The 21,718-nt window shown below is 57.2% G+C and carries 20 protein-coding genes; 13 read left to right on the top strand and 7 right to left on the bottom strand.

Features of this window, described 5'->3' with window-relative positions:
- Positions 1-5: 5 nt before the first annotated feature.
- The 3 genes from ACR3EQ_RS01720 to ACR3EQ_RS01710 all read right to left on the bottom strand — a co-directional run bounded on the left by ACR3EQ_RS01720 (position 6) and on the right by ACR3EQ_RS01710 (position 2,584).
- Positions 6-317 (bottom strand): MocE family 2Fe-2S type ferredoxin, encoded by a 312-nt coding sequence (locus ACR3EQ_RS01720; RefSeq protein ID WP_170614586.1) that lies wholly within the window; start codon positions 315-317, stop codon positions 6-8.
- The gene (locus tag ACR3EQ_RS01715) at positions 317-1,477 is read right to left on the bottom strand and encodes a fatty acid desaturase family protein (RefSeq protein ID WP_170614585.1); all 1,161 of its coding nucleotides are present in this window, start codon (positions 1,475-1,477) and stop codon (positions 317-319) included. Before ACR3EQ_RS01715 ends, ACR3EQ_RS01720 begins: the two co-directional genes overlap by 1 nt.
- A 78-nt stretch (positions 1,478-1,555) precedes the next feature.
- Positions 1,556-2,584 carry a LacI family DNA-binding transcriptional regulator gene (locus ACR3EQ_RS01710; RefSeq protein ID WP_170614584.1) on the bottom strand — a complete coding sequence of 343 codons (1,029 nt, stop codon included), beginning with the start codon at positions 2,582-2,584 and terminating at the stop codon, positions 1,556-1,558.
- Positions 2,585-2,759: 175 nt separating this feature from the next.
- Between ACR3EQ_RS01710 and ACR3EQ_RS01705 the strand changes: the two genes are divergently transcribed.
- The 13 genes from ACR3EQ_RS01705 (at position 2,760) to ACR3EQ_RS01645 (ending at position 18,082) form a co-directional block, all read left to right on the top strand.
- On the top strand, positions 2,760-3,488 hold the full coding sequence (locus tag ACR3EQ_RS01705; RefSeq protein WP_170614583.1) for an SDR family oxidoreductase: 729 nt from the start codon (positions 2,760-2,762) through the stop codon (positions 3,486-3,488).
- Between the two features lie 12 nt (positions 3,489-3,500).
- Positions 3,501-4,655: a Gfo/Idh/MocA family protein gene (locus ACR3EQ_RS01700; RefSeq protein WP_170614582.1), complete on the top strand. Its 1,155-nt coding sequence runs from the start codon at positions 3,501-3,503 to the stop codon at positions 4,653-4,655.
- A 10-nt stretch (positions 4,656-4,665) separates the two neighbouring features.
- Complete coding sequence (locus ACR3EQ_RS01695) at positions 4,666-5,580, top strand: sugar phosphate isomerase/epimerase family protein (protein ID WP_480489632.1); 915 nt, start codon at positions 4,666-4,668, stop codon at positions 5,578-5,580.
- Positions 5,581-5,625: 45 nt separating this feature from the next.
- A complete protein-coding gene (locus ACR3EQ_RS01690; protein ID WP_480489631.1) occupies positions 5,626-6,663 on the top strand; it encodes an ABC transporter substrate-binding protein in 1,038 nt (345 codons plus the stop codon).
- A 75-nt stretch (positions 6,664-6,738) separates the two neighbouring features.
- On the top strand, positions 6,739-8,223 hold the full coding sequence (locus ACR3EQ_RS01685; protein ID WP_170614579.1) for a sugar ABC transporter ATP-binding protein: 1,485 nt from the start codon (positions 6,739-6,741) through the stop codon (positions 8,221-8,223).
- Positions 8,220-9,161, top strand: a complete 942-nt coding sequence (locus ACR3EQ_RS01680; RefSeq protein WP_170614578.1) for an ABC transporter permease — start codon at positions 8,220-8,222, stop codon at positions 9,159-9,161. Before ACR3EQ_RS01685 ends, ACR3EQ_RS01680 begins: the two co-directional genes overlap by 4 nt.
- Complete coding sequence (locus ACR3EQ_RS01675; protein WP_170614577.1) at positions 9,158-10,165, top strand: ABC transporter permease; 1,008 nt, start codon at positions 9,158-9,160, stop codon at positions 10,163-10,165. The genes ACR3EQ_RS01680 and ACR3EQ_RS01675 overlap by 4 nt, the downstream gene beginning before the upstream one ends.
- Positions 10,166-10,177: 12 nt before the next feature.
- Positions 10,178-11,254, top strand: coding sequence for a Gfo/Idh/MocA family protein (locus ACR3EQ_RS01670; protein ID WP_170614576.1), 1,077 nt, complete (start codon positions 10,178-10,180; stop codon positions 11,252-11,254).
- Positions 11,251-12,366: a Gfo/Idh/MocA family protein gene (locus ACR3EQ_RS01665; RefSeq protein ID WP_480489630.1), complete on the top strand. Its 1,116-nt coding sequence runs from the start codon at positions 11,251-11,253 to the stop codon at positions 12,364-12,366. The genes ACR3EQ_RS01670 and ACR3EQ_RS01665 overlap by 4 nt, the downstream gene beginning before the upstream one ends.
- Positions 12,367-12,598: 232 nt before the next feature.
- Positions 12,599-14,131: a phospholipase D family protein gene (locus ACR3EQ_RS01660; protein WP_170614574.1), complete on the top strand. Its 1,533-nt coding sequence runs from the start codon at positions 12,599-12,601 to the stop codon at positions 14,129-14,131.
- A gap of 57 nt (positions 14,132-14,188) precedes the next feature.
- Complete coding sequence (locus ACR3EQ_RS01655; protein ID WP_170614573.1) at positions 14,189-14,554, top strand: cupin domain-containing protein; 366 nt, start codon at positions 14,189-14,191, stop codon at positions 14,552-14,554.
- 168 nt (positions 14,555-14,722) lie between these two features.
- Positions 14,723-16,117: an alpha/beta fold hydrolase gene (locus tag ACR3EQ_RS01650; RefSeq protein ID WP_170619667.1), complete on the top strand. Its 1,395-nt coding sequence runs from the start codon at positions 14,723-14,725 to the stop codon at positions 16,115-16,117.
- Positions 16,118-16,192: 75 nt separating this feature from the next.
- Positions 16,193-18,082, top strand: coding sequence for an amidohydrolase (locus tag ACR3EQ_RS01645; RefSeq protein ID WP_480489629.1), 1,890 nt, complete (start codon positions 16,193-16,195; stop codon positions 18,080-18,082).
- Between the two features lie 146 nt (positions 18,083-18,228).
- On the opposite strand, the gene ACR3EQ_RS01640 is transcribed toward ACR3EQ_RS01645, so the two are convergent.
- From ACR3EQ_RS01640 to ACR3EQ_RS01625, 4 genes are all read right to left on the bottom strand, one after another.
- Positions 18,229-18,681, bottom strand: coding sequence for an SRPBCC family protein (locus ACR3EQ_RS01640; RefSeq protein WP_170614570.1), 453 nt, complete (start codon positions 18,679-18,681; stop codon positions 18,229-18,231).
- Positions 18,682-18,787: 106 nt separating this feature from the next.
- Complete coding sequence (locus ACR3EQ_RS01635) at positions 18,788-19,600, bottom strand: XdhC family protein (protein ID WP_170614569.1); 813 nt, start codon at positions 19,598-19,600, stop codon at positions 18,788-18,790.
- Between the two features lie 12 nt (positions 19,601-19,612).
- Entirely contained in the window at positions 19,613-20,800 is a 1,188-nt protein-coding gene (locus ACR3EQ_RS01630) for a VWA domain-containing protein (RefSeq protein WP_170614675.1), read from the bottom strand.
- Positions 20,800-21,666, bottom strand: coding sequence for an AAA family ATPase (locus ACR3EQ_RS01625; RefSeq protein ID WP_170614568.1), 867 nt, complete (start codon positions 21,664-21,666; stop codon positions 20,800-20,802). Before ACR3EQ_RS01625 ends, ACR3EQ_RS01630 begins: the two co-directional genes overlap by 1 nt.
- Between the last annotated feature and the right edge of the window lie 52 nt (positions 21,667-21,718).

The raw sequence follows: 21,718 nt of genomic DNA, 5'->3' as shown, positions 1-21,718 counted from the left end.
AAACATCATTCCACCAGAACCATCACACGACCATTTCCGACTTTGGTTTCGTAGGTACGAAGGTCTTTACATGCAGGCGCTCGTAGAGCTTTGCCCGAGCGGTAGTCGAATAGCCCGTTGTGCTTGGGGCACTCGATCTCATAGTCCATCACCAGGCCGTCCGATAAGTGCACCTGTTCGTGTGTACAGAGACCATCAGTGCAGTAGAACTCATTATCCTGACTACGGAAAATTGCGTATGTACGGCCCTCGTGATCCCAACGAATGACGTCCTCTTCGTCAACATCGTCTACGGCGCACGCGTCGACCCAAGGCATTACACTCCCTCCCGGTCGCTGCTTGCAGGTCTCGTTTTTCGCTCGGGAACAGCCATGTGCAAATGCTCTCGATAAGGTCGCGCCGTCGTTGGAAGTGTTTTTCGAATTGCATATTTCGGATCAATGCGTTGCTTCATGACGGAGCCCATCATTTCTTTGTAGCCATCCCAAATTGAAGTGTTCGGCGGCGGCAGGTCATCCTTGATCAACTCATGAAGCGCTGGAAGTGAGTAATAGGGCACCATCGGGAACATATGATGTTCGATGTGGTAATTCATGTTCCAGTAAACCCAGCGGCTGATCGGGTTCATGTAGAGCGTTCGGGAGTTCAACCGGTGATCAAGAACGTTCTCGGCCAATCCTCCATGCTGAAGCAGCCCCGTCATTACAAAATGCCAGCATCCATAGACCCGGGGGCCGCCGATCAGGAGTATCGGGATCAGGGACTTCCAAGCTGCCCCAGAGACAAACAATACCGATGAGACCAATAAAACAGCGGCGTAGATTGCGACGTGAACCCGTGCCCAGAATACTGCTTTCGGCCACTGGCTTTCCGGAATGTAGTCCCGCTCTTCCTGCGACAGGTTCCCCATGGCATTTCGCATCAGAACTTTGAGCGAAGTCCAGGTCTCAACAATCCCTACAAATGCAAGCGTCTTAAGGATCAGGTTGATCGGATGCATCCACGCTATTTCGGGATCGCGGCCAACAATAAGTGTGTCGGTGTGATGCCGCGCGTGGCTCCAGCGCCAATTGACCGGGTTTCGCATGATCTGGAAGGACGCGATGTGGTAAACGAAGTCGTTCATCCAGCGGGTTCGAAACGCTGTTCCGTGACCACATTCGTGCCAACGGCTGTCGCAGGCCGAACCGTACACAACCCCGTAAGCAAACCAGAAAGGCACGCAAAGCCAGCTGCCCCAAAAGTAAAGCCCGCCAGCCGCAAACACAAAATGCAAGGCGATCCAGATCACTGTGTCACGCATGGCAGGCGCATCCCGACGCTTCATTAGAGACTTCAGCTTCTTTCGGGGAACCTCGCTATGATACCACTCGGCGGCCGACAGACCGGCCTCTATCGCCTGGCGCGTACTCGTACCGGTCAGGGAATAGTCCCGAACAGCAAAATCCGAGCCAGTGGATGCGGTCGACTTACTCATATCCCCTCTCTTCATCGCTCATAGCAGTTCTTACGCGGCTTCCTTGACCATAGCAAAGTCGCCTCGAATTTTGGCCTGTCAACTGGGCGGCGCAGTGCTCGCCCGTGTGACAAGTTCCACGGAGACTGCCGTTTTTGTCGGAAGGTTCCGGCTTGTATTCGCCAACTGGCCCAGCAACACCTCGGCTGCACGGCGTCCCAGTTGATGCCGGTCTTGTCGGATTGTTGTCAGCGCGGGAACGTAAGAACCTGACATTTCGATATCGTCAAAACCGACAACCGAAATGTCTTCGGGCACCTTCAGCCCGCCTTCGACCAGCCCGGAAATCAACCCAAAGGCAACCATGTCCGCCGCGCAGAATACAGCCGTTGGGCGGTCATCCATCGCGAGTATTCTTCTGGCGGCCTCATGTCCTGATTCCAGCGAGAAATCGCCCCTGATGATCCACTCGGGCCTCGCCGGAAGCCCCAGCCGCGTCCGTTCTTCGACCATGCCCTCACGCCGGGCCGTTGTCAGAACATTCCCGTCGGGGCCGGTCACATGCGCGATTTTCTTGTGGCCCAAATTATGCAGATGCCTGATCGCCAATCGCGCACCTTCGGCGTTATCACTGGAAATCACCGGAAAGGACGCGCCCTCGACCCATTCACACAAAAAGACAATTCGGTCACCCGCCCCGTACCTGATGCATTGCTGCAACGCGGCCGACGATATCCCGCCGTCCAACGAAATTGCACCGTCGATCCGGCCATCCCGAAAGTACCCGGCAAGAGTTTCATCCTGCAATGGATTGCTTTCGGTGTCAGCGATCAGAACCGCGTAGTCCGATCCGGCAAACCCCTCGCTAATACCTGCCAAGATGCCCGAGTAGAAAGGTTTGCCTAGATTGGGGACCAGGATCAGTACAGCGCCCGCCCTTTGCATGCGCAGGTTTCTGGCGGCCTGGTTGACGCGGTAACCTGTCTCATGAATGGCTTCCTGCACTGCCAAACGCGTTGTTTCCGACACCAGACCAGGATTGGACAAAACACGACTGACCGTGGCCGTAGACACCATCGCGGAACGGGCAACATCCTGTATCGTGGCAGGTTTGGGCTTCTTGTTCATGACCAGTCAGAAAATTTCCAGCTTGACTCGAATCTATTGTGATGCCGATTATGTAATCGATTACAACTTTTGAAAAGCAGGTTTTTTCGAAAATGTAATCGATTGCAGAGGAAACTCGCCGATTGAGGGAAGTGATGGCATCCGAATTCAAAAGCAGCAGAAGCCGGGCTCTTTGATGACTTCGAAGACCTCCTTCGACTTTACCGGGGCAAAGGTCCTGGTGATTGGCGCCAGCCGGGGCGGTATTGGCGCAGCTGTTGCCAGAGCATTTCAGGACGCGGGCGCCGAAGTGGAAATTACCGGCGTGGAACCGGATTGCATCGAAGAGGACGCAACCCGGTTTGGCTACAGTCAGTTGGATGTAACCAACACGGACGAAGTCTACAAATTCGCTGGAGCACGGAACCATATTGATGTGCTGATCAATTGTGCCGCGATCACACGGCGCGGCGAGGAGATGGAGCCCGACTTCTTCTCACACGTGCTGGACGTCAATCTGACCGGGTCGTTTCGCTGCGCCGAGGCGTTGCACCCTGCCCTTTCGGCCGCAAAAGGACGCGTCATCAATGTGGCCTCGATGTATGCGCGATTTGGTTCACCGCAAAACCCGGCTTACGGCGCCTCGAAAGCCGGTGTGGAACAACTGACAAAATCGCTGGCAATCGCCTGGGCCAAGGACGGTATTCGGGTGAATGCGATCGCACCGGGGTTCATCGTGACCGAACAATCGGCCCGGGCGAGGGAAGATGCAAATTTCACAACAGCGGTCGAAACCCGCACACCGTTGGCGCGCTGGGGTCAGCCGGAAGATATCGCAGGATCAGCCATGTTTCTTGCATCAGATGCCTCGGCTTTTGTGACGGGTACATGCCTGACCGTGGACGGAGGGTATTCGGTTGTTTGACTGGAGCACACGATGAGTGACTTCGCAAAAATTGGCGCGGCAGTGATCGGGACTGGATTCATTGGAACGGCGCACGTTCAGGCCCTTCGGCGTCTGGGCGTGGACGTAAGAGGCGTTCTTGGATCATCGCCAGAGCGCGGCCGGGATCGGGCCCAAGCGATGAGCGTGACGCACGCTTACGCATCTCTGGACGACCTGCTGGCGGATGAAAGCGTCGATGTGGTGCACGTAACGACCCCGAACCACGCACATTATCCGCAGGTGAAGTCGATTCTGGCGGCAGGCAAACACGTCATCTGTGAAAAGCCCCTTGCCATGACGTCCGCCGAAAGCGCTGAAATGGTGGACCTGGCCAATGCGTCAGGAAAGGTCGCGGCGGTTTGTTACAACATCCGGTTTTACCCGCTGAACCAGCAAGCTCATGGCATGGTTCAAACAGGCGATCTTGGTGATATTCGTTTCATAACAGGGCATTACCACCAGGACTGGCTGGCAAAATCAGATGACTGGAACTGGCGGCTGGAAAGCGAAATGGGCGGAGCGCTGCGTTCAGTCGGTGACATTGGAACGCACTGGGTTGATCTGACAAGTTTCGTCACCGGGTTGAAAGCTGCTTCTGTGTTTGCAGAGCTGACAACCTTCATTCCGGAACGCCAGAAACCTCTCGGCTCGGTCGAGACGTTTTCCAGCGGAACCGGCGAAACCGAAACTGTCCCTATCGATACCGACGACGCGGCGATGATCCTCATCCGTTATGAAAACGGCGCACGCGGTGTGATGAGCACGTCTCAGGTGAACATGGGCCGAAAGAATTCATTGCAATGGGATATCGCCGGGGCAAAGGCCAGCGCCGCCTGGGACAGTGAAACCCCTGACCATCTGTTCATTGGGCACCGTGACGCACCGAACCAGACTCTGATGCGCGACTTTACATTGATGAACGGCCCCGGGGTTGCCGCCGCCACATTGCCACCCGGACATGTCGAGGGCTTCGCGGATTCCTTCTTCAACTTTTTTCGGGCCGTCTATGCCGATGTCATCGCAGGCGGGCGTCAGCAAGGCAGCACATGGGCCACATTCGAGGACGGCCATTACGAGATGCGGTTCTGCGACGCTGTCGTGAAATCGGCAAAAGAAAGCCGCTGGGTGGATTTGAGCGAGATTTGAGGGCGATGACATGAAACTGGGCTTACTGACTGCACCATTCGAAGACTCTCAACTGGCCGATGTGGCGGCCTGGGCCGGTGCCAATGGGTTTTCAGCGATGGAGGTCGCCTGCTGGCCTGCATCAGGCGGCGAGCAACGGCGCTATGCGGGAACCAGCCACATCAACGTGGACGGCCTTTCTGCAGATCAGGGGAATGAGATTATCGCGGAACTTGGAGGTCATGGGGTCGAGATTTCCGCTCTGGGATACTACCCCAACCCACTCCATGCCGATGCGGATCATCGGGCAGAAGTTATCGGGCACCTCATGAACGTCATCACTGCTGCTGGGGTGATGGGCATCAACGTCGTCAACACATTCGTGGGCGGTGTCCGGACGCTGAACCTCGACGCGAACTGGGAACGCGCGACGGAAATTTTCGATCCGATCGTCAAGCACGCACAAAACTCTGGCGTGCGCCTGTGTTTTGAGAACTGCCCGATGATCTTCAGCTATGACGAATGGCCCGGGGGTCACAACATCGCCTATTCGCCCAAGATCTGGCGACGGATATTCGAGCAGTGGGGCGATGCGGTTGGCATGAATTTCGATCCTTCGCATCTGATTTGGCAATTCATCGATCAGGCGCGCTTTATCAAGGAGTTCGGCCCTCACATGGCCCATGTCCACGCCAAGGATGTGATGGTTGATCAGGACGGGCTGTATGAGAACGGGGTGATGTCAACCGGCATGGGGTGGCAAGTCCCCCGGCTTTGCGGGCTGGGTGACGTGGACTGGTCTGGTTTCTTCTCCGGACTCTACCGCGTCGGATACGACGGTCCCATCATCATCGAGCATGAAGACAGGCTGTTCGAAGGCACAGACGAAAAGGTCAAGCGGGGGTTCCTGCTGGCCCGGGATGTCCTGTCGCCATTCATCAAATGAAGCAACATCGAACGTGAAACGACTGAAAACTGGGAGGAAAACGAAATGAAAAACCTACTTTATGGCGTTGCTGCGATAGCAGTATCTGCTTCTCTTGCAACTGTGGCGATTGCGGACGGGCACAAGCAATACACTATCGGCGTGTCCAACACCGTTCAGGGAAACGGCTGGCGTGAACAGATGATCTGCGCCATGCGTGCGCAGGCTTTGGTTGAAGCCGATGTCACAAACCTGATCGTTGCGCATCGCAACACGGATTCTGCCGGGCAACTGGAAGACATCAACAATCTGATCGAAGCGGGTGTTGACGCGATTGTTCTGAACCCATCCAATCCTGACGCCTTGAACTCGGCGCTAGAAAAGGCGATGGCGCAAGATATCGTCGTTGTGGCCGTGGATGCCGGCGTTTCGGCTGACGGCGCGTACATTCTGTCGAACAATCAGGAAGAATACGCCTACCTTGGTGCCAAGTGGCTTTTCGAGCAGCTCGGCGGGAAAGGTGACGTCGTTTACATGCGCGGTATCGCCGGGGTTTCGGCGGATACGGACCGCGACAACGGCTTCAAGCGCGCACTGGCTGAACATCCCGAGATCAACGTGGTGCACGAGGTGTTCACCGGATGGCAGCAGGACCAGGGCAAGCAACAGATTTTTGATTTCCTAGCCACCGGCATCTCGTTTGACGGTGTCTGGACCAGCGGCATCGACAATGTGATCGTCGACGCCTTTACGGAATCCGGCGCACCTTTGGTACCGATCGTCGGAGCGGACAATGCGGGCTTTGTTCAATATCTGACCGAGGTTGAGGGATTGAATGGCGCAGCGGTGACAAACCCCGGGTCGGTTGGCGGCGCGGGCATCGCTTTGGCCGTCGACATCCTGAACGGTGAGGCCCCTGACAGTAACACTGTCCTTGTCGACCCCGTGCTTTGGGAAAACGCGACAGATGCTGGCCGCGAAACGATCAAGGCCGCTCAGAATCCCAATCTGGATCCTGAATGGCCCGTTTCCGTGACGGTTCCTGGATGGACTGACTACACGATGGAACAGATCATCGACTGCAAGGGACCCGGCGAAGGCTGATCCCAACAGACTGGCCTTCCGCCCCCGGCGGGGCGGAGGGCACACACAGTGCATCTCCAGCATTCAAGGAATTCCATGAGCCGCACAGCACTACTAGACGCGTCTGACGTGGCCAAAAGTTTTGGCGCCGTACATGCCCTGACCAAAGCCCAGCTTACGGTCGCAGAAGGCGAGATTGTTGCCTTGATGGGGGCAAATGGTGCCGGGAAGTCCACATTTGTCAAAATCATAACGGGCGCCCTGAAACCTGATGCTGGCCAGGTGCTGATCCGGGGGAAACCGGCGCATGTCGGAAACCCGGCCGAGGCGCGCCGTTCCGGTCTGGTGCCCGTTTACCAGGAACCGTCGCTTATTCCTGATCTCGACGTGTCCGACAATCTCAGGCTGACCGACACACCGGTCGATCAGTTCCGTGACTGGGTTTCAGAACTTGGGATCAAAGACCTGAAGTTGTCAGCGATGATCGGCGACCTGCCGCTCGCCACGCTTCGCATTCTCGATCTGGCCCGCGCGTTGGCAGTTGAACCTGACGTTCTCCTGCTGGACGAAATGACCGCTGCACTGCCCACAGATTTGGTTGAACGTGTTTTGAAAACCGTACGACGCAAGGCAAATGACGGGATGGGGGTGATCTATGTTTCCCACCGCTTCACCGAGATTTCGGAACTGTGCGATCGGGCGACGGTGTTGCGGGATGGCATGTCCGTCGGGGATCTGGACATTGAACCCGGTGTCGAAGAACGCGTTGTCGAGTTGATGCTGGGTCAAAAGATAGACATCGGACAGCGCCAGATACTTCAAGCAAACGGACCACAAACACAGACACCCCGATTGCACGTTCAGTCGCTTGCGTTCGAGCCCAGTTTCTCGGACGTCTCGTTCGACTTGCACCCCGGCGAAGTACTGGGGGTAGTCGCGCTTGAAGGTCAGGGACAGGATGAGCTTTTCGAGGTACTCGCGGGTTTTGACCGACCAACGTCAGGGTCAATGGAAGTGGACGGAAAGCCTGTTCATTTCGCCCACCCCGCCGACGCCATTGCGGCCGGGCTGACCTTCGTGCCGGGCGACCGTTCTGATGCTTTGATGGCGCAAAGGTCCGTCAGGGAAAACATTGCCCTACCATTCTCGGCACGTCTTAGAAACTGGGGGCCGATAAAACTCCGCCACGAGCGGGACCGGGTCGCTTATGCGGTCGAAAAGCTGCAGATCGACACACGCGCGCAGGGCGAAGTGCAACGACTTTCAGGTGGCAACCAGCAGAAAGTCACCATTGGTCGCTGGCTGGCGACCGGTGTCGAAACCTTGCTTTTGTTCGACCCGACCCGTGGCATTGATGTCCGCACGAAACGCCAGATTTACCCACTGGTTCGCGAGTTGGCTGATCAGGGCGCGGCGGTTCTGTTCTACACATCCGAGTTGGAAGAAATCCCTCTGGCCTGCGATCGTGCGGTCGTAATCTTCAACGGGCGGGTGGTTGACGTGATAGACGCTGCCAACGCCGATGAACAAACACTGATGCGCGCGGCTTATGGCCTGACCGAAGCGGAGGGCGCAGCGTGAGCGGGACCATCCGAAAACACTCCTGGGTAATGGGGCTTGTTTTACTTCTTGTGGTTCTTCTGACCATCACAAAGGTGATACAACCCACTTTCGGCGCGTCCGGGCTTGAGAGTATCGCCCGTGCCGCCCTGCCCTTTGCTTTTGCAACCGCCGGTATGGCCATCGTCGTGATCGTCGGCGGCATCGATTTGTCCGTTGCGTCGATGATGGCGGTATGCGCCGTGACGGCTGCCGTTTTGATGGAACGCATGGCCGGTGTGCCCGCCCTCCTCCTAGTTCTGGGTGTCGGGCTTTTGATGGGGCTGATCAACGGGCTACTGATTGTCGTGACGCGTGTACCCGACATCGTCGTTACACTCGCCATGCTTTTTGTTTGGGAAGGCGCTGCGTTGCTGATCCTTGAAACACCCGGTGGCGCGACGGCGGACTGGCTGGAACAATCGATCCGAGGGCATTTTCTGTTCGACGGGCTGCCAAAGGCGCTTGTCGTCATCGCTGTCGGCATCGCGGTGGTCTGGCTGCCGATCCGGCGCTCCAAACTTGGCCTTTCGATCTATGCAACCGGGTCGGACGAACTGGCTGCCTTCCGTTCAGGCGTTGGGGTCGGAAGAACGAAAGTTATCGCCTACGCCCTATGCGGTCTGTTTTGCGCCATGGGCGGATTAAGCCTGGCCGCCCTGACCGGAATAGGAGAGCCGGTGCCTGGTCCGTATCTTATGGCCTCTGTCGCAGCGGTGGTTCTTGGCGGTGTCGTTCTGGGTGGTGGCAAAGGCGGCCTTCTTGGCCCGATCATCGCCGTTTTCATTCTGCGGATCATCCGAACGATCCTGACTTTGCTGGCCGTCGATCCAAACGTGACAACCATTATCGAAGGAACAATCATGGTCCTCGTTGTCATGCTGGGCACTGCGGCGTCACTAAGGGGGGCCCGCCGATGAGCATGGACACCACTGACCTGCCAATGGTCCGCTTTGCGCGGTATCTTCGTGACAACCCGATCATCCCCCTATTGGTCTTCCTGTTCCTGATGATCGCTGTGCTCGAAGTCTTGCGGCCGGGTATCGTCACCCCGTTCCGGGCCGGTCGGGACGGGCTGATCTCGACCTTTTGGGTCGGCAACCTGATCAAGTTCGCAATTCCTCTGGCGATGCTTGCCGCTTGTCAGGTACTGACGATGCTGACCGCAGGAATTGACCTGTCGGTCGGAGTGGTCGCCACCGTTTCAGCCTTCGTCTGCGCGACACTCAGCGCAATATGGGGCGTAACGCCCGCAGTCCTGATTGCTTTGTCCGCAGGCCTTATTGTTGGCGTTGTAAATGGCATCGGGGTTGGACTGGTGCGTGTCCATCCTTTGATCATGACGCTTGGAACGGGATTGATCGCCACCGGATGCCTGCAGGTCTACCAACGCCTCGTCATCAATGCGGGCACCGAGATTCCCGCTTTCCTTTCATGGCTCGGGACCGGTCGAACCGCAGGAATGCCGAACGGACTTTTTGTATTCGTTCCGTTCGCGCTCTTTATCCTGTGGCTGATGCGCTATACCGGGTTTGGCCGGTTGCTGTTTGCACTAGGTTCCAACGAACAGGCCGCCAAATTATCCGGTGTACGGGCCTGGCAGGTCTATCTGGCGCTCTACGTGCTATCCAGCTTTATCGCCGCACTGGCTGGTTTGCTCTATCTCGGCATGATCCGTCAAACCTCACTGAGCCTGGCAAATCCGTTGTTGTTGCCCTCGGTCGCCGCGGCGGTGATCGGCGGCACATCAATCTTTGGGGGGCGTGGCAGCTTCGCGGGTGCAATTGTGGGCGCACTTATTCTGCGTGTGCTGGATACCATGCTAACCTTGATGCAGATGCCGGAAGGCGCACGCACGGCCCTGTTTGGGCTGATCATCCTCGCGGTTACTGCGCTCTACGTCAGGATCACCGGCACACGCTAAAGGAGGTTTCCAATGGCAAAATTCCGGATCGTCGGCGTCAGTTTCGATCACATGCATATGGGTGATTTGCTTCGGATGGTGCACGAGCATCCTGACGCCGAAATCGCCGCGATCTTCGATCCGGATCAGGACAAAATGCAGGCGGCAGTGAAGGCATTCGATATTCCGGAAGATCGGGTATTTACGGAATTCGACGCATGTATGACGGCGGGTCCTTACGATATGGCCATTCTATGCGTGGCGACAGCGCAACATGCGGACTACACGGAACGGCTGGCTCCTCATGACATGCATGTTTTTGTCGAAAAACCCTTTGCCGCATCCGTTGACGATGCCCGCCGGATGATGACGGCAATGAACGAAACCGGAAATCAGCTGGTCATCAACTGGCCCTTGCGATGGGTCGAAAGCCACGTGACGGCCAAGCGGTTGATCGACGAAGGCATGATCGGCGATTTGTGTGAGGTTCATTTCTATGACGGAAATCGCGGACCGTTGTACCATCTGGCCGACAAGGTCGAAGTAACCCCCGAGGAAGTCGAGCGTCAAAAGCCGGACTCCTGGTGGTACAAACGGTCATCAGGCGGCGGTTCGCTGCTTGATTACCTGGGATACGGCGCGACGCTTGGAACCTGGTTCATGGGCGGCCGTGCACCGATCGAGGTCACATGCACGGTTGACGAAACACCAGGTATCGAGGTCGATCAGCATGCAATCGCCGTGTGCCGTTACGAAACAGGCCTGTCGAAGATGGAAACGCGCTGGGGTACGTTCACCGATCCTTGGACAACGCAGCCGCAACCCACTTGCGGGTTTGTTTTTGTCGGCACCGACGGCACCATTTCGTCGCCCGACTATGCCAGCCACATAACGGTTCAGACCCGCGCAAAACCCGAACGGCACGAGATACCGGTGACCCCGTTGGCTGCTGGCGAACGAAATGCCATCGAATACGTCCTTGGCTGCTTGTCCAATGGAACCCGGGTCGAAGGGCCGCTTGATCCGGCCCTGTGTCTGACAGCACAGCGGATCGTCGATACCGCGCTCCGTTCAGCCCGCGAAAAACAAACTCTCAGGTTGCTGTCATGAGCGAGGACAGTGCCAAAACCGACCAGTATGCCTTAAAGTCAGCCCAGTTGCCCGAAGTCCCTGCCCCGGACCTGCCGTATTCTCCACCGGTGCCTCAAAACTACAGGCCTAGGATCGGAATAATTGGTACGGGCGGAATTTCCGTAAGCCATCTGGATGCCTACCGAACGGCCGGCTGGGACATTGCCGCAATCTGGAACCGGACGCGCGCGAAAGCCGAAGAAAAGGCTTCCGAATACTGCCCGTCGGCGCGCATCGAAGATGATTGGCAGGCGCTTCTTTCCGACAATGAAATCGACGTTGTCGACGTCACGCTTCATCCGGAACAACGCGTGCCAATCCTCAAGGCTGCTTTGCAGGCGGGCAAACACGTGCTCAGCCAGAAGCCGTTTGTTACAGACCTCGATCTTGGCAATGACCTTGTGAAGTTGGCAGATGATCAGGGTGTTAAACTCGCGGTAAACCAAAATGGTCGCTGGGCTCCGCACCTGTCCTGGATGCGCGAGGCGGTTTCAGCTGGGTTGATCGGCGACGTTCTGTCTGCACATGTTTCAATTCACTGGGATCACGGCTGGACCGCAGGTACGCCGTTTGACGAAATGGAGCACCTGATCCTTTATGATTTTGGTGTGCATTGGTTCGACTTTCTTGCGTCTCTTGTTGGCGACAGGGCGGAAAGCGTCTTTGCAACCGCGACACCGGCACGTGGCCAGGCCAACAAGGTCCCTTTGATGTCACAGGCGCTGGTGCGTTTGGACCAAGGCCAAGCAAGCCTGATTTTTGACGGGGGCGTTCCTTTTGGCCCGCGTGACACAACATATGTGGCTGGCACAACCGGAAGCCTTACATCAAGGGGACCGGATCTTTCATCGCAATCTGTGACGCTTGAGACAGCGCAGGGCATCGCGCGCCCAGCGCTCAAGGGACAATGGTTCAACGACGGGTTTCGCGGAACCATGGGCGAGCTTCTTTGTGCGATAGAAGAGGACCGAGTGCCCTCGGTATCCGCAAAGAACAACCTAAAGTCGTTGGCCATCGTTTTTGCGGCAATTGCCTCGTCCAAACAAGATCGAGAAATCGAGATCGGAAGCATCAGAACAGTCGACGCCTGAACGGGTATTTTCAGGCAAAACGGGTACGAATTCAGGCCTTTGCCAATATCCTTCGACCAGCCTCGCCCCCTAGTCCAACACGCTAATAGGTGGCTTTTAATGGTCGCCATACTGCGATCCCTACCACACACCGCCCGGGGACAGATGCGAAACAACCAGACACTGCAAAGAAGAAACTTGCATTCGCGCCCTGATACGTAGTCACTTGGTAACGGATGGTTGGAGGAAGACTATGAAACCATGGGCTATCGTGGTTTGTGTCGTTTGCACGTTGGGCCTTGTCGCTTGCTCTCCCCGGGTTCGAACCTATGAAAAGACGGTATCAAGTGCTGTTCCTGCAAGCTCGGGCAGCAATCTTGCGCAGACCGTCAACCGTCTCGGAGACCCAAAAGACGGTCGTTCGGGTGTAAAGCTGATCAGCGACGGCGAAGAAGCTCTGGTCTCAAGGCTATTGATGGCCGCAGCGGCAGAGCAAACGATCGACGCCCAATACTATCTTTTGCACAACGATCCGACCGGGCATCTCTTTGCGGCCAGTCTTTTACAAGCGGCAGATCGGGGGGTGCGTGTCCGGTTGCTGTTGGATGACATGGATACATCCGGCTACGACGCGATGACCGCTGCGCTTGATTACCACGACAACATCGAAATCCGGCTGTTTAACCCCTTTTGGCGCGATCAAAGCCTGCTGGTTGCGGGGCTGACTGATTTCAAACGCATCAATCGACGAATGCACAACAAATCCATGACGGCGGACAACGTGTTCACGATTGTCGGTGGGCGAAACATCGGTGCCGAGTACTTTCTGGCCCGTAAAGAAATGAACTATGCCGATCTGGACGTTCTGGCCGCAGGTCCTGTTGTAAAAGAGGTCTCCAAAAGCTTCGACGCATACTGGAACAGCGAATTTGCCGTTCCTGCCCGCGTGGTCGTCGGTGAACCGGAGGCCTTCAGCCTGAGCGACGCGCGAGGCAGGCTCAACGCGCTGGTGGAAGAGGCGAAGCAAACGCAATACGGCGCCGCCCTGCGACGATCAGCCGAAGAGAATTTTGCAGACGGCGCGCTGTCACTGGATTGGCTTCCTGCCCGATTGTATGCGGACCCGCCGTCCAAGGCGGCAGGCCTGGAAAACTCGGATCCAATTCTCGCATCCCAACTTCTGCCCTACTTCGAAAATGCCAAAAGCGAAGTGAACATTATTTCGGCCTATTTTGTACCGCGCAACAATGGCGTGAGATGGATGACCGAACTGGAAAACCGCGGGGTCGAGGTCAAAGTTGTCACCAACTCATTGGCCTCGAACGACGTCGCACCGGTCTACGCCCACTACGCTAAGAAACGTCGGGCAATGCTGCGCGGCGGGGTCGACCTGTATGAACTGAGGCCCGATGCCTATCAAGTCCAACGTCGCGGCATCAACTGGGCGCAATCCCGATCCGGCCTCCATTCCAAGGCTTTCGCGGTGGATGACCGATATCTGTTCGTCGGGTCGTTCAACTGGGACCCGCGTTCGGTCCACATCAATACCGAAATGGGGATTCTGATGGATTCGCCCGCTTTGGCCAGTCAAACCATGGCTGCCTTGGACCAAGCGCTGCCAGCCTACACCTATCACGTGACGTTGGAGCGTGCAGGCCAACTTAAGTGGCGGACCCGGAACGAGGATGGCACGATCCTGGAATATGACTCCGAGCCGACAGGTACGGCATGGGATCACATCGTCGCCGGCTTTTTGAGCATCTTGCCAATTGGTTCACAGCTTTAGGGTTGATGATTTTGACAATCAGCCTGGCTTTGGCAAATCTCCGGAAGGGTTTTGATCGTGAAGTACTACAACCTGTATGCCGACGCCGCAGGCGAAAGCCGTTGGTCCGAGATCGAAGTTCCGCTGGCAGAGCGAAGCTTTGCGCCACCAGCAAAGGCAATTGAGGTCTCCGAGCCGGAGCATGTTAAACAGACCATGTTCCTGAGGCTTCGATCAGGTTGGAACGAACCGATCCACCCGACGCCAGTGGCGCAAAGGCTGGGGTGCCTTGCCGGAAAGATCCGCGTTACCGCAAGCGATGGCAATTTTCGGGACATAGGACCCGGGGACGTTTGGCACATGGCAGACAAGTTCGGACGCGGTCATCATACCAAAGTTACAAGCTTCGAGGATTTTGAGGCGGTCATTATTCAGTTCGAGTGAAGTCGGAAAATTCCACGATCTCTTCAAACCTTCACCAGCCCCATCAACAGCCTACATTTGAGAGCACCGTTACGGCCTGAAGATTTCCGGCTATACTGGGGTCATTGTTTCGCGCCAGAACCTGATTGACAGCGATCAAACCACCGCTGGCGCAGAGGGGGGATTGCCATGGAACAACGCCTCTCAGCCATTATGGCGGCCGATATGGTCGGGTACTCGCGCTTGATGGAAGTGGACGAGTTGGGTGTTCTGTCACGTCAAAAGAAACACCGGCGCGAATTGATCGATCCGGAAATAACCCGGCGCCGAGGAAGCATCATCAAAACGACCGGAGACGGCATGCTGGCCTCATTTGAATCCGTTCAGGACGCGGTTCAATGCGCCGTCAGCATTCAGCAAGCGATGAGCCTTCGGGAAACCGAACTGGAGGACGACAAGAGAATCCGATTTCGCGTCGGCATCAATCTGGGCGATGTCATTTTCGACGACGGTGACATCTTCGGAGATGGGGTGAACGTCGCCGCGCGGCTCGAAGGATTGGCAGAACCCGGCGGCGTGTGCGTTTCGGATATCGTGCATCAGGCAATTCAGGACCGGGTCGACGCTCCATTTCGCGACATGGGCGGCCAACGCGTCAAGAACATCACTCGACCCATTCGTGTCTGGCAATGGTCCCCTCAGGCGGCGCCCGTGCGTGCGGCTCCTGAGATTTCACTGCAACAGCGCGTGAAGTTCTGCAAATCGGCAGACGGCGTAAATCTTGCCTGGGCCTCGACCGGAGAAGGTACACCTGTGCTGAAAGCCCCGAATTGGCTTAATCACATCGAGTATGAGTGGACCAGCCCGGTCTGGGGGGATTTCCTGTCCGAGATGTCCAAACTCTGTCGATTGGTCCGGTTCGACCAACGGGGAAACGGGCTTTCAGACTGGGAAGTTGAGGACATTTCAGAAGATCGTATGATCGACGACATGATTGCCGTGGCCGATGCGGCCGGGCTGGATCGTTTTGGCCTGTTCGGCATCAGTCAGGGGTCTGCATTTTCAATTCGATTTGCGGCAAGACACCCCGAGCGTGTGAAATTTCTTATCCTGCTGGGGGGCTATTTGCGCGGGCGCATGATGCGCGGGGACGCCGAAGCCGAACAGTTTTATCAAGCATCTCGCGCCATGGTATCGGCCGGCTGGGGCTCCCCCAACCCGGTGTACCGCCATTTCTTCACGTCTTGCTACATGCCGGATGCCACACCGGAAGAAGGGGCAAGTTTCGACGAAATGCAACGCATCTCCGCCAGCCCGGAAACGGCCTTGCGGATCATGGAAATGAACAGCTACATGGACGTACGCACAGATGCGCAGCGCGTGAGTGTTCCGACTTTGGTGTTGCATGCCCAAGGCGACATGGCAGCACCCATCAGTGAAGGCCGTGAGACAGCCCGGGAAATCCCGACGGCTGAGTTCGTTGAACTGCCCGGGGCCAATCATTGCATGATACGCGGCCATCCGGGGTTCGATGAGTTCTTTCAGGAAATCGGACCGTTTCTGAAAGAACATGGTGATTTTTGAGTACCTTACGCTTTAATGGTGCTGACGTTATTTGTACCCGCTGTTTCCTCAACAACGTGATTTCCGGAGAACGTAATGACTGATATTTCCAGAAGGCGTTTCCTAAAATTCGCCCTGATCAACTCAACTGCCCTGGCTTTGGCCGGACAGGCAATGGCTCAAGCGACCTCTCTTTCGGACGTTGGCGCTGCGATGTTGGGTTTGGAGACCGCCACGATTTTCACTGCGCGCGAGATCGTGACGCTCGACCCGGATCAACCGTCAGCTCAGGCCGTTGCGGTGATAAAAGATCGGATCCTTGCAACCGGAACGCTGGACGATGTCAAGGGCATCCTTGGAGATAAACCGTACGATCTGGACACAACATTCGACGACCACGTTATCGTTCCCGGTTTCATTGCGCAGCACGACCATCCGATCCTGGCAGGATTGACAATGTCATCCCTGATCCTGTCCATCGAGGATTGGGAACTGCCCGACGGCACCGCGATTGCCCTCAATGACAAGGATGACTTCATGACGCGCCTTGCGGCAGCCGAGACCCGGCTGGATGATCCGGCTGAACCGCTGCTCACTTGGGGGTATCATGCCGCGTTCTATGGCCCTCTGACCCGCGCCGACCTCGACACGATCAGCGCCGAGCGGCCGATATTCGCGTGGGCCAGATCCTGCCATGAGTTCATCCTGAATACAGCCGCGATGAACGCCGCGGGCGTCACCGAAGACCTGATCGCCAGCTGGTCAGAGACAGAAAAATCGCAATCCAGTTTCGAAGATGGTCACTTCTGGGAACAGGGTTTGTTTGCCGTTTTGCCGAGTATAGCGCCGATGGTCGCAAACCCTGAAAAGTTCCGTTCCGGCCTGCTGACCATGCGCGACTATATGCACGCCAAGGGTGTGACCTTCGGAAACGAACCGGGCGGTATTCTTGCAAAGCCCATTCAGGATGCGGTCAATGCGGTGATGTCGGCGCCATCGATGCCCTTCCGATGGACGTTCATTCCCGATGGCAAAAGCCTGGTTGCTACTTACGATCAGGATACCGACGTGATCCGCCAAACCGAGGCTTTGGTCGACTGGTACGGCGGCATGACCAGCATGGCAAAGGGCAGCGTAAAACTGTTCTCTGACGGCGCCATATATTCCCTCGCAATCCAACTTCGCGACCCCGCCATCGGTGACTATCACGGTGAATGGATGATGGATCAGGATGCTTTCGAACGTGCTTTCCGGATCTATTGGGACGCCGGTTATCAGGTGCATGTGCACGTCAACGGCGATGCCGGTCTCGACCGTGTTCTGAACACGCTGGAAGATAACCTATTGCGCAACCCGCGTTTTGATCATCGTACGGTGATTGTCCACTTCGCCGTCAGCGCACCCGACCAGGTCGAGCGTATCAAACGCCTCGGCGCGATCGTCAGCGCTAATCCTTACTACGTCACCGCGCTATCAGATCGCTACAGCGAAACCGGCCTGGGACCCGAGCGCGCGGACCAGATGGTGCGGCTGGGCGATCTGGACAAATCGGGTATCTCGTGGTCGTTGCACTCTGACATGCCCATGGCACCGGGCGACCCGCTGTTCCTGATGTGGTGCGCGGTAAACCGGGTCACGAGTTCCGGTCGCGTAGCCGGCAGCGACCAAAAGATCTCTGCCGAACAGGCCCTGCGCGGGGTCACGATCAATGCGGCGTATTCTCACCGCCTTGAAGAAGAACGGGGCAGCATCAAACCGGGCAAGCTCGCCAACTTCACGATTTTGGCAGAGAACCCCCTGACCGTCGACCCGATGAAGATCAAGGATATCGCGGTTTGGGGCACGATTGCGGAGGGACGCATTCAGAAAGTCGGAGAAAACTTGCAGGAAGACGCAAGCCGAAAGGGCAGCGACTTCACAGGCAATATAGATTTCGCCGAGAGGGCGTTAACCCACGCCCTTTCCGTTGTTCACGCGCATCTTTGAAGTTTGAATCGCACTGCAGGACAACTCGAACCGGTCGCATTAAGGCAGGGTTAGGCCAAATGGGCACGCAAATGAGCTGGGTTTTGTCACCTCTGAACGATGATCAATTCCCAGCCACTCAATCCCAAGTTCTACTGATACTGGTTCTAAGAAACCGATTGCTCCGAGACGATCTCGCCAAAACGCGTAAAGAACTTGCCCGAGAGCTTTTTCGCGGTGCCAGCAATCAATCGACTACCCAATTGCGCAATCTTTCCGCCGACTTCAACTTTAGCGGTGTATGCAAGAATGGTCTCATCCCCATTTGAGGTAAGCGTTACGTCGGCACCACCTTTGGCAAACCCGGCCGCGCCGCCTTTGCCTTCCCCGGTCAGGGAAAAACCTTCAGGTGCATTTGAAGTATTCAGCGTCACCTCACCCGAGAACCGCGCTTTGACCGGGCCGATCTTGAGGACAACCTTGGCCTCAAGGTGCTCTGGCGAATGCTGGATCAACTCCTCGCAGCCGGGAATGCACTCGCGCAGGACATCCGGATCGTTCAAAGCGCGGTAAACGACGTCGCGCGGGGTGGCAATGTGGATTTCGTCACTGAGTTCCATTCATGTTTCCTTTGTTCAACAACATCTTGGATAGACCAGAAGTGCGGTCTCGGTAGCCTCTTCCGGCGTTACGTCCGGGCGCACCAGCCACAAACGCCGCAGGCGATTAAGCACGTTTTTCATCATCAGATGCCTCTCTGGATTTGTTCGTGTTTCGCCACAGCACGATCTCGGCCAGGATCGACAGGGCGATTTCATGCGGATCGATCGCATGGATATCCAGCCCGGCCGGGGATTTGAGCTGCGCCGCGCGCTCCGGCGCCAAACCTTGAGCGATGAGTTTTGCCGTAAGCGCATCAGCCTTTCGGCGGCTGGCCACCATGGAGACATGGGCCGCCTCGGTTTGCAGCGCCGCTTTCAGGGCGTCAGCGTCTCCGCGACCCTGCGAGGCAACAACAACGAAATCCTGCGATTCGATGTCCAAATGGTCGATGGTTTCCAGCGTAAACCTATCGTAGTCGCCGTCTGTTTCTGCCTCGTCACCAAGGCAGATGCGAAAGCCGGCCAGCGCCCCATGCGCTGCCAGCGCTGTGGCAATCGGAGACGTCCCAAAGATCACCAGACGCGGGGTGTGCTGATACGGCTCGACCAACAGATCGACAGTGCCGCCCGAGGGGCAGCCGCTTTTGAAGGTCTGCACTCCGTCGGGATCTGTCATGCTCACCACCTTGTTCGAAGGTTTGACACGGATCATCTGCGGCTCACCGGTGGTCAGCGCCGTCCGGGCCGAGGTTCGGACGGCGCGCTGCACGCAAGCCCCTCCGAGATGTCCAAGAAGGCGTCCGTCTTTGGTGATCGCAGCTTTTCCTCCGGCCTTTGCGGACGTTGCATCCGCCGTGCGCAGGACCGTTGCCACACAAAAGGCCTCACCGGTTTTGCGCAGCTGTTCAATCGTGTCGAATATGTCGAAGTTAGCCATTTCAGACTCCTTTCACAGCTTACGAAACTGCGGTTCCAACGCCGCCAGCGCTTCCAGCGTGTTGGCTGGCAAATGTGCATCCAGATAGGGTTCCGCCGCCTGCATCGCGGCAGCAATCGGCTGATAGTCACGCCAGCCTTTCAAGGGGTTCAGCCATACGATCCGCCGCGCTTTACGTCGGATGCGCGCCAGCGCATCGCCCAGCGCCTGCGGGTCGGAACTGCAATATCCATCGGACAAGATCAGCGCGATGGTCCGCCCGTTCAAAGACCGCGCGCCGTATCCATTCAGAAAATGCTCAAGACTGCCCGAGATATCCGTGCCGCCGCCAAACCCTTCGGCCATCAACGACAGCCGCCCGGCCGCGCGCAAGGAGTCGTGGTCGCGCAGCGCATCCGTGACGCGCATCAGACGGGTATGGAAGAGATAGGCGTCCGCCTCTGTGCCACTGCCGATCAGACCTTTGAGGAAGGCCAGAAAAACCCGCGAATAAACCGTCATCGAACCGCTTACGTCACACAAGGCCACAATCCGCATCGGGCGTGGTGGACGAGCGCGGCGATACAGGTCCATCGGTTCTCCGCCCCTTGCAAGGCTGGCGCGTTGGATCCGGCGCATATCAAGCGATGGGCCGCGCAGCGCTTGTTTCCGCCGGCGCGAGCGGCGGTCGCGGATGGCGCGCGCGATGGCAGTTGCGGCCAGTTCCGCTTGCCGCAGCGCGTCTTCGTCCATCAGCTCGCGCAAATCCTGACGCGACAGGTTGGCCGTACGGGTTGCAATCAGCTTCCCGTTCCTCCCCACGGCCTCCCCGTCGCCGGGATCAGGCGCAGTAGCCTGATCCGTGCCGGTTTCCGTTTCCTGAGCAGCCTGGCTTTCCTGCTGCCAGATCATCGGCTTGGCGGATTGAACCCGCACATGCGCCGTTTGGGCTGTTCCCGCGCGCTGCTTTCCTGCATTGAACCAATAGGCTTCGAACAGGTCATCGAAGCGCCGCCAATCGTCGGCGTCGCCGGCCAGTAACACGCAAAGCGCCCGCTGGGCCTGTCTGATATCCGTTGCCTCAACCGCCGCCAGCGCGGCCAATGCGTCCCCCGTTTCAGCCGGTCCCACACGCATTCCGTTCATACGCAGATGTGCGATGAAGCCGGACATGCGATCCGCCAAACCAGATGCGCGAGTGGGGAACCGGGTGACTTGCATCACGCCACCTTTCCTATCAGGCGATCCATCACTTCGGGCGGGGCAGCGTCATAGTCGGCGGCAGTTTTTAGAAGGCAGACAAGCGTCGCCTGAACCTCTTCGCGGGATTGCGCCATGTCATTTACACCCAGCCCCGAAAGGGCCGCCGCCCAGTCCAACATTTCGGCAATACCGGGAGTCTTCTCCAAGTCTTCTTTGCGCAGCGCCTGCACCACGCCAACAATCTGGCGCGCCAATAGCCCTTCGACTTCGGGCATGCGGGCTTTCAGGATAGCCATTTCCGTTTCACGCGATGGGTAATCGAGGAAGCTGTACAGGCACCGACGCCGCAGCGCGTCCGACAAGTCCCGAGTCCCATTCGCAGTCAGGATCACAATAGGCCGCGAACGCGCCTTGATCGTTCCGAGTTCCGGAATGGTGATCTGAAAGTCGGATAAGATTTCCAGCAGATAGGCCTCAAACTCCTCATCCGCGCGGTCGATTTCATCGATCAGCAGAACAGGTGGCACTTCTTCGCTGATTGCTTCCAGCAATGGTCGCTTCAGCAGATAGTCATCAGTAAATAGCTGGGCCTCGCTGGTTCCGCCCTGTGCTTCGCTTGCACGAATGGCCAGCAACTGGCGCTGGTAATTCCACTCATAAATCGCGTGGCTGGCATCCAGCCCTTCATAGCACTGCAACCGTATCAACCGCGCCGCGCGCTGTGCTGCCAGCGCCTTGGCGACCTCGGTTTTGCCGACCCCAGCCGGGCCTTCCAGCAGCAGTGGACGCCCAAGCGTCTGCGCCAGATGCAGTGCCATCGCCAACCGGTCGTCGGCAACATAGCCCACCTCGGCGAGGCCTTGCTGTATGTCCTGCAAGCTCATGCCATTCTCCCGGATTGCCGCCGCGTTGGGATGTAGCGCGGCGGCTTTTCCT

The sequence above is a fragment of the Ruegeria sp. AN11 genome (assembly GCF_056536005.1).
This window is presented reverse-complemented; position numbering and strand designations above follow the sequence as displayed.

What these genes read in the sequence shown, in the direction of transcription:
- ACR3EQ_RS01720 (WP_170614586.1), bottom strand. Translation starts at nt 317, where the DNA reads ATGCCTTGGGTCGACGCGTGCGCCGTAGACGATGTTGACGAAGAGGAC.
- ACR3EQ_RS01715 (WP_170614585.1), bottom strand. Translation starts at nt 1,477, where the DNA reads ATGAGTAAGTCGACCGCATCCACTGGCTCGGATTTTGCTGTTCGGGAC.
- ACR3EQ_RS01710 (WP_170614584.1), bottom strand. Translation starts at nt 2,584, where the DNA reads ATGAACAAGAAGCCCAAACCTGCCACGATACAGGATGTTGCCCGTTCC.
- ACR3EQ_RS01705 (WP_170614583.1), top strand. Translation starts at nt 2,760, where the DNA reads ATGACTTCGAAGACCTCCTTCGACTTTACCGGGGCAAAGGTCCTGGTG.
- ACR3EQ_RS01700 (WP_170614582.1), top strand. Translation starts at nt 3,501, where the DNA reads ATGAGTGACTTCGCAAAAATTGGCGCGGCAGTGATCGGGACTGGATTC.
- ACR3EQ_RS01695 (WP_480489632.1), top strand. Translation starts at nt 4,666, where the DNA reads ATGAAACTGGGCTTACTGACTGCACCATTCGAAGACTCTCAACTGGCC.
- ACR3EQ_RS01690 (WP_480489631.1), top strand. Translation starts at nt 5,626, where the DNA reads ATGAAAAACCTACTTTATGGCGTTGCTGCGATAGCAGTATCTGCTTCT.
- ACR3EQ_RS01685 (WP_170614579.1), top strand. Translation starts at nt 6,739, where the DNA reads ATGAGCCGCACAGCACTACTAGACGCGTCTGACGTGGCCAAAAGTTTT.
- ACR3EQ_RS01675 (WP_170614577.1), top strand. Translation starts at nt 9,158, where the DNA reads ATGAGCATGGACACCACTGACCTGCCAATGGTCCGCTTTGCGCGGTAT.
- ACR3EQ_RS01670 (WP_170614576.1), top strand. Translation starts at nt 10,178, where the DNA reads ATGGCAAAATTCCGGATCGTCGGCGTCAGTTTCGATCACATGCATATG.
- ACR3EQ_RS01665 (WP_480489630.1), top strand. Translation starts at nt 11,251, where the DNA reads ATGAGCGAGGACAGTGCCAAAACCGACCAGTATGCCTTAAAGTCAGCC.
- ACR3EQ_RS01660 (WP_170614574.1), top strand. Translation starts at nt 12,599, where the DNA reads ATGAAACCATGGGCTATCGTGGTTTGTGTCGTTTGCACGTTGGGCCTT.
- ACR3EQ_RS01650 (WP_170619667.1), top strand. Translation starts at nt 14,723, where the DNA reads ATGGAACAACGCCTCTCAGCCATTATGGCGGCCGATATGGTCGGGTAC.
- ACR3EQ_RS01645 (WP_480489629.1), top strand. Translation starts at nt 16,193, where the DNA reads ATGACTGATATTTCCAGAAGGCGTTTCCTAAAATTCGCCCTGATCAAC.
- ACR3EQ_RS01640 (WP_170614570.1), bottom strand. Translation starts at nt 18,681, where the DNA reads ATGGAACTCAGTGACGAAATCCACATTGCCACCCCGCGCGACGTCGTT.
- ACR3EQ_RS01635 (WP_170614569.1), bottom strand. Translation starts at nt 19,600, where the DNA reads ATGGCTAACTTCGACATATTCGACACGATTGAACAGCTGCGCAAAACC.
- ACR3EQ_RS01630 (WP_170614675.1), bottom strand. Translation starts at nt 20,800, where the DNA reads ATGCAAGTCACCCGGTTCCCCACTCGCGCATCTGGTTTGGCGGATCGC.
- ACR3EQ_RS01625 (WP_170614568.1), bottom strand. Translation starts at nt 21,666, where the DNA reads ATGAGCTTGCAGGACATACAGCAAGGCCTCGCCGAGGTGGGCTATGTT.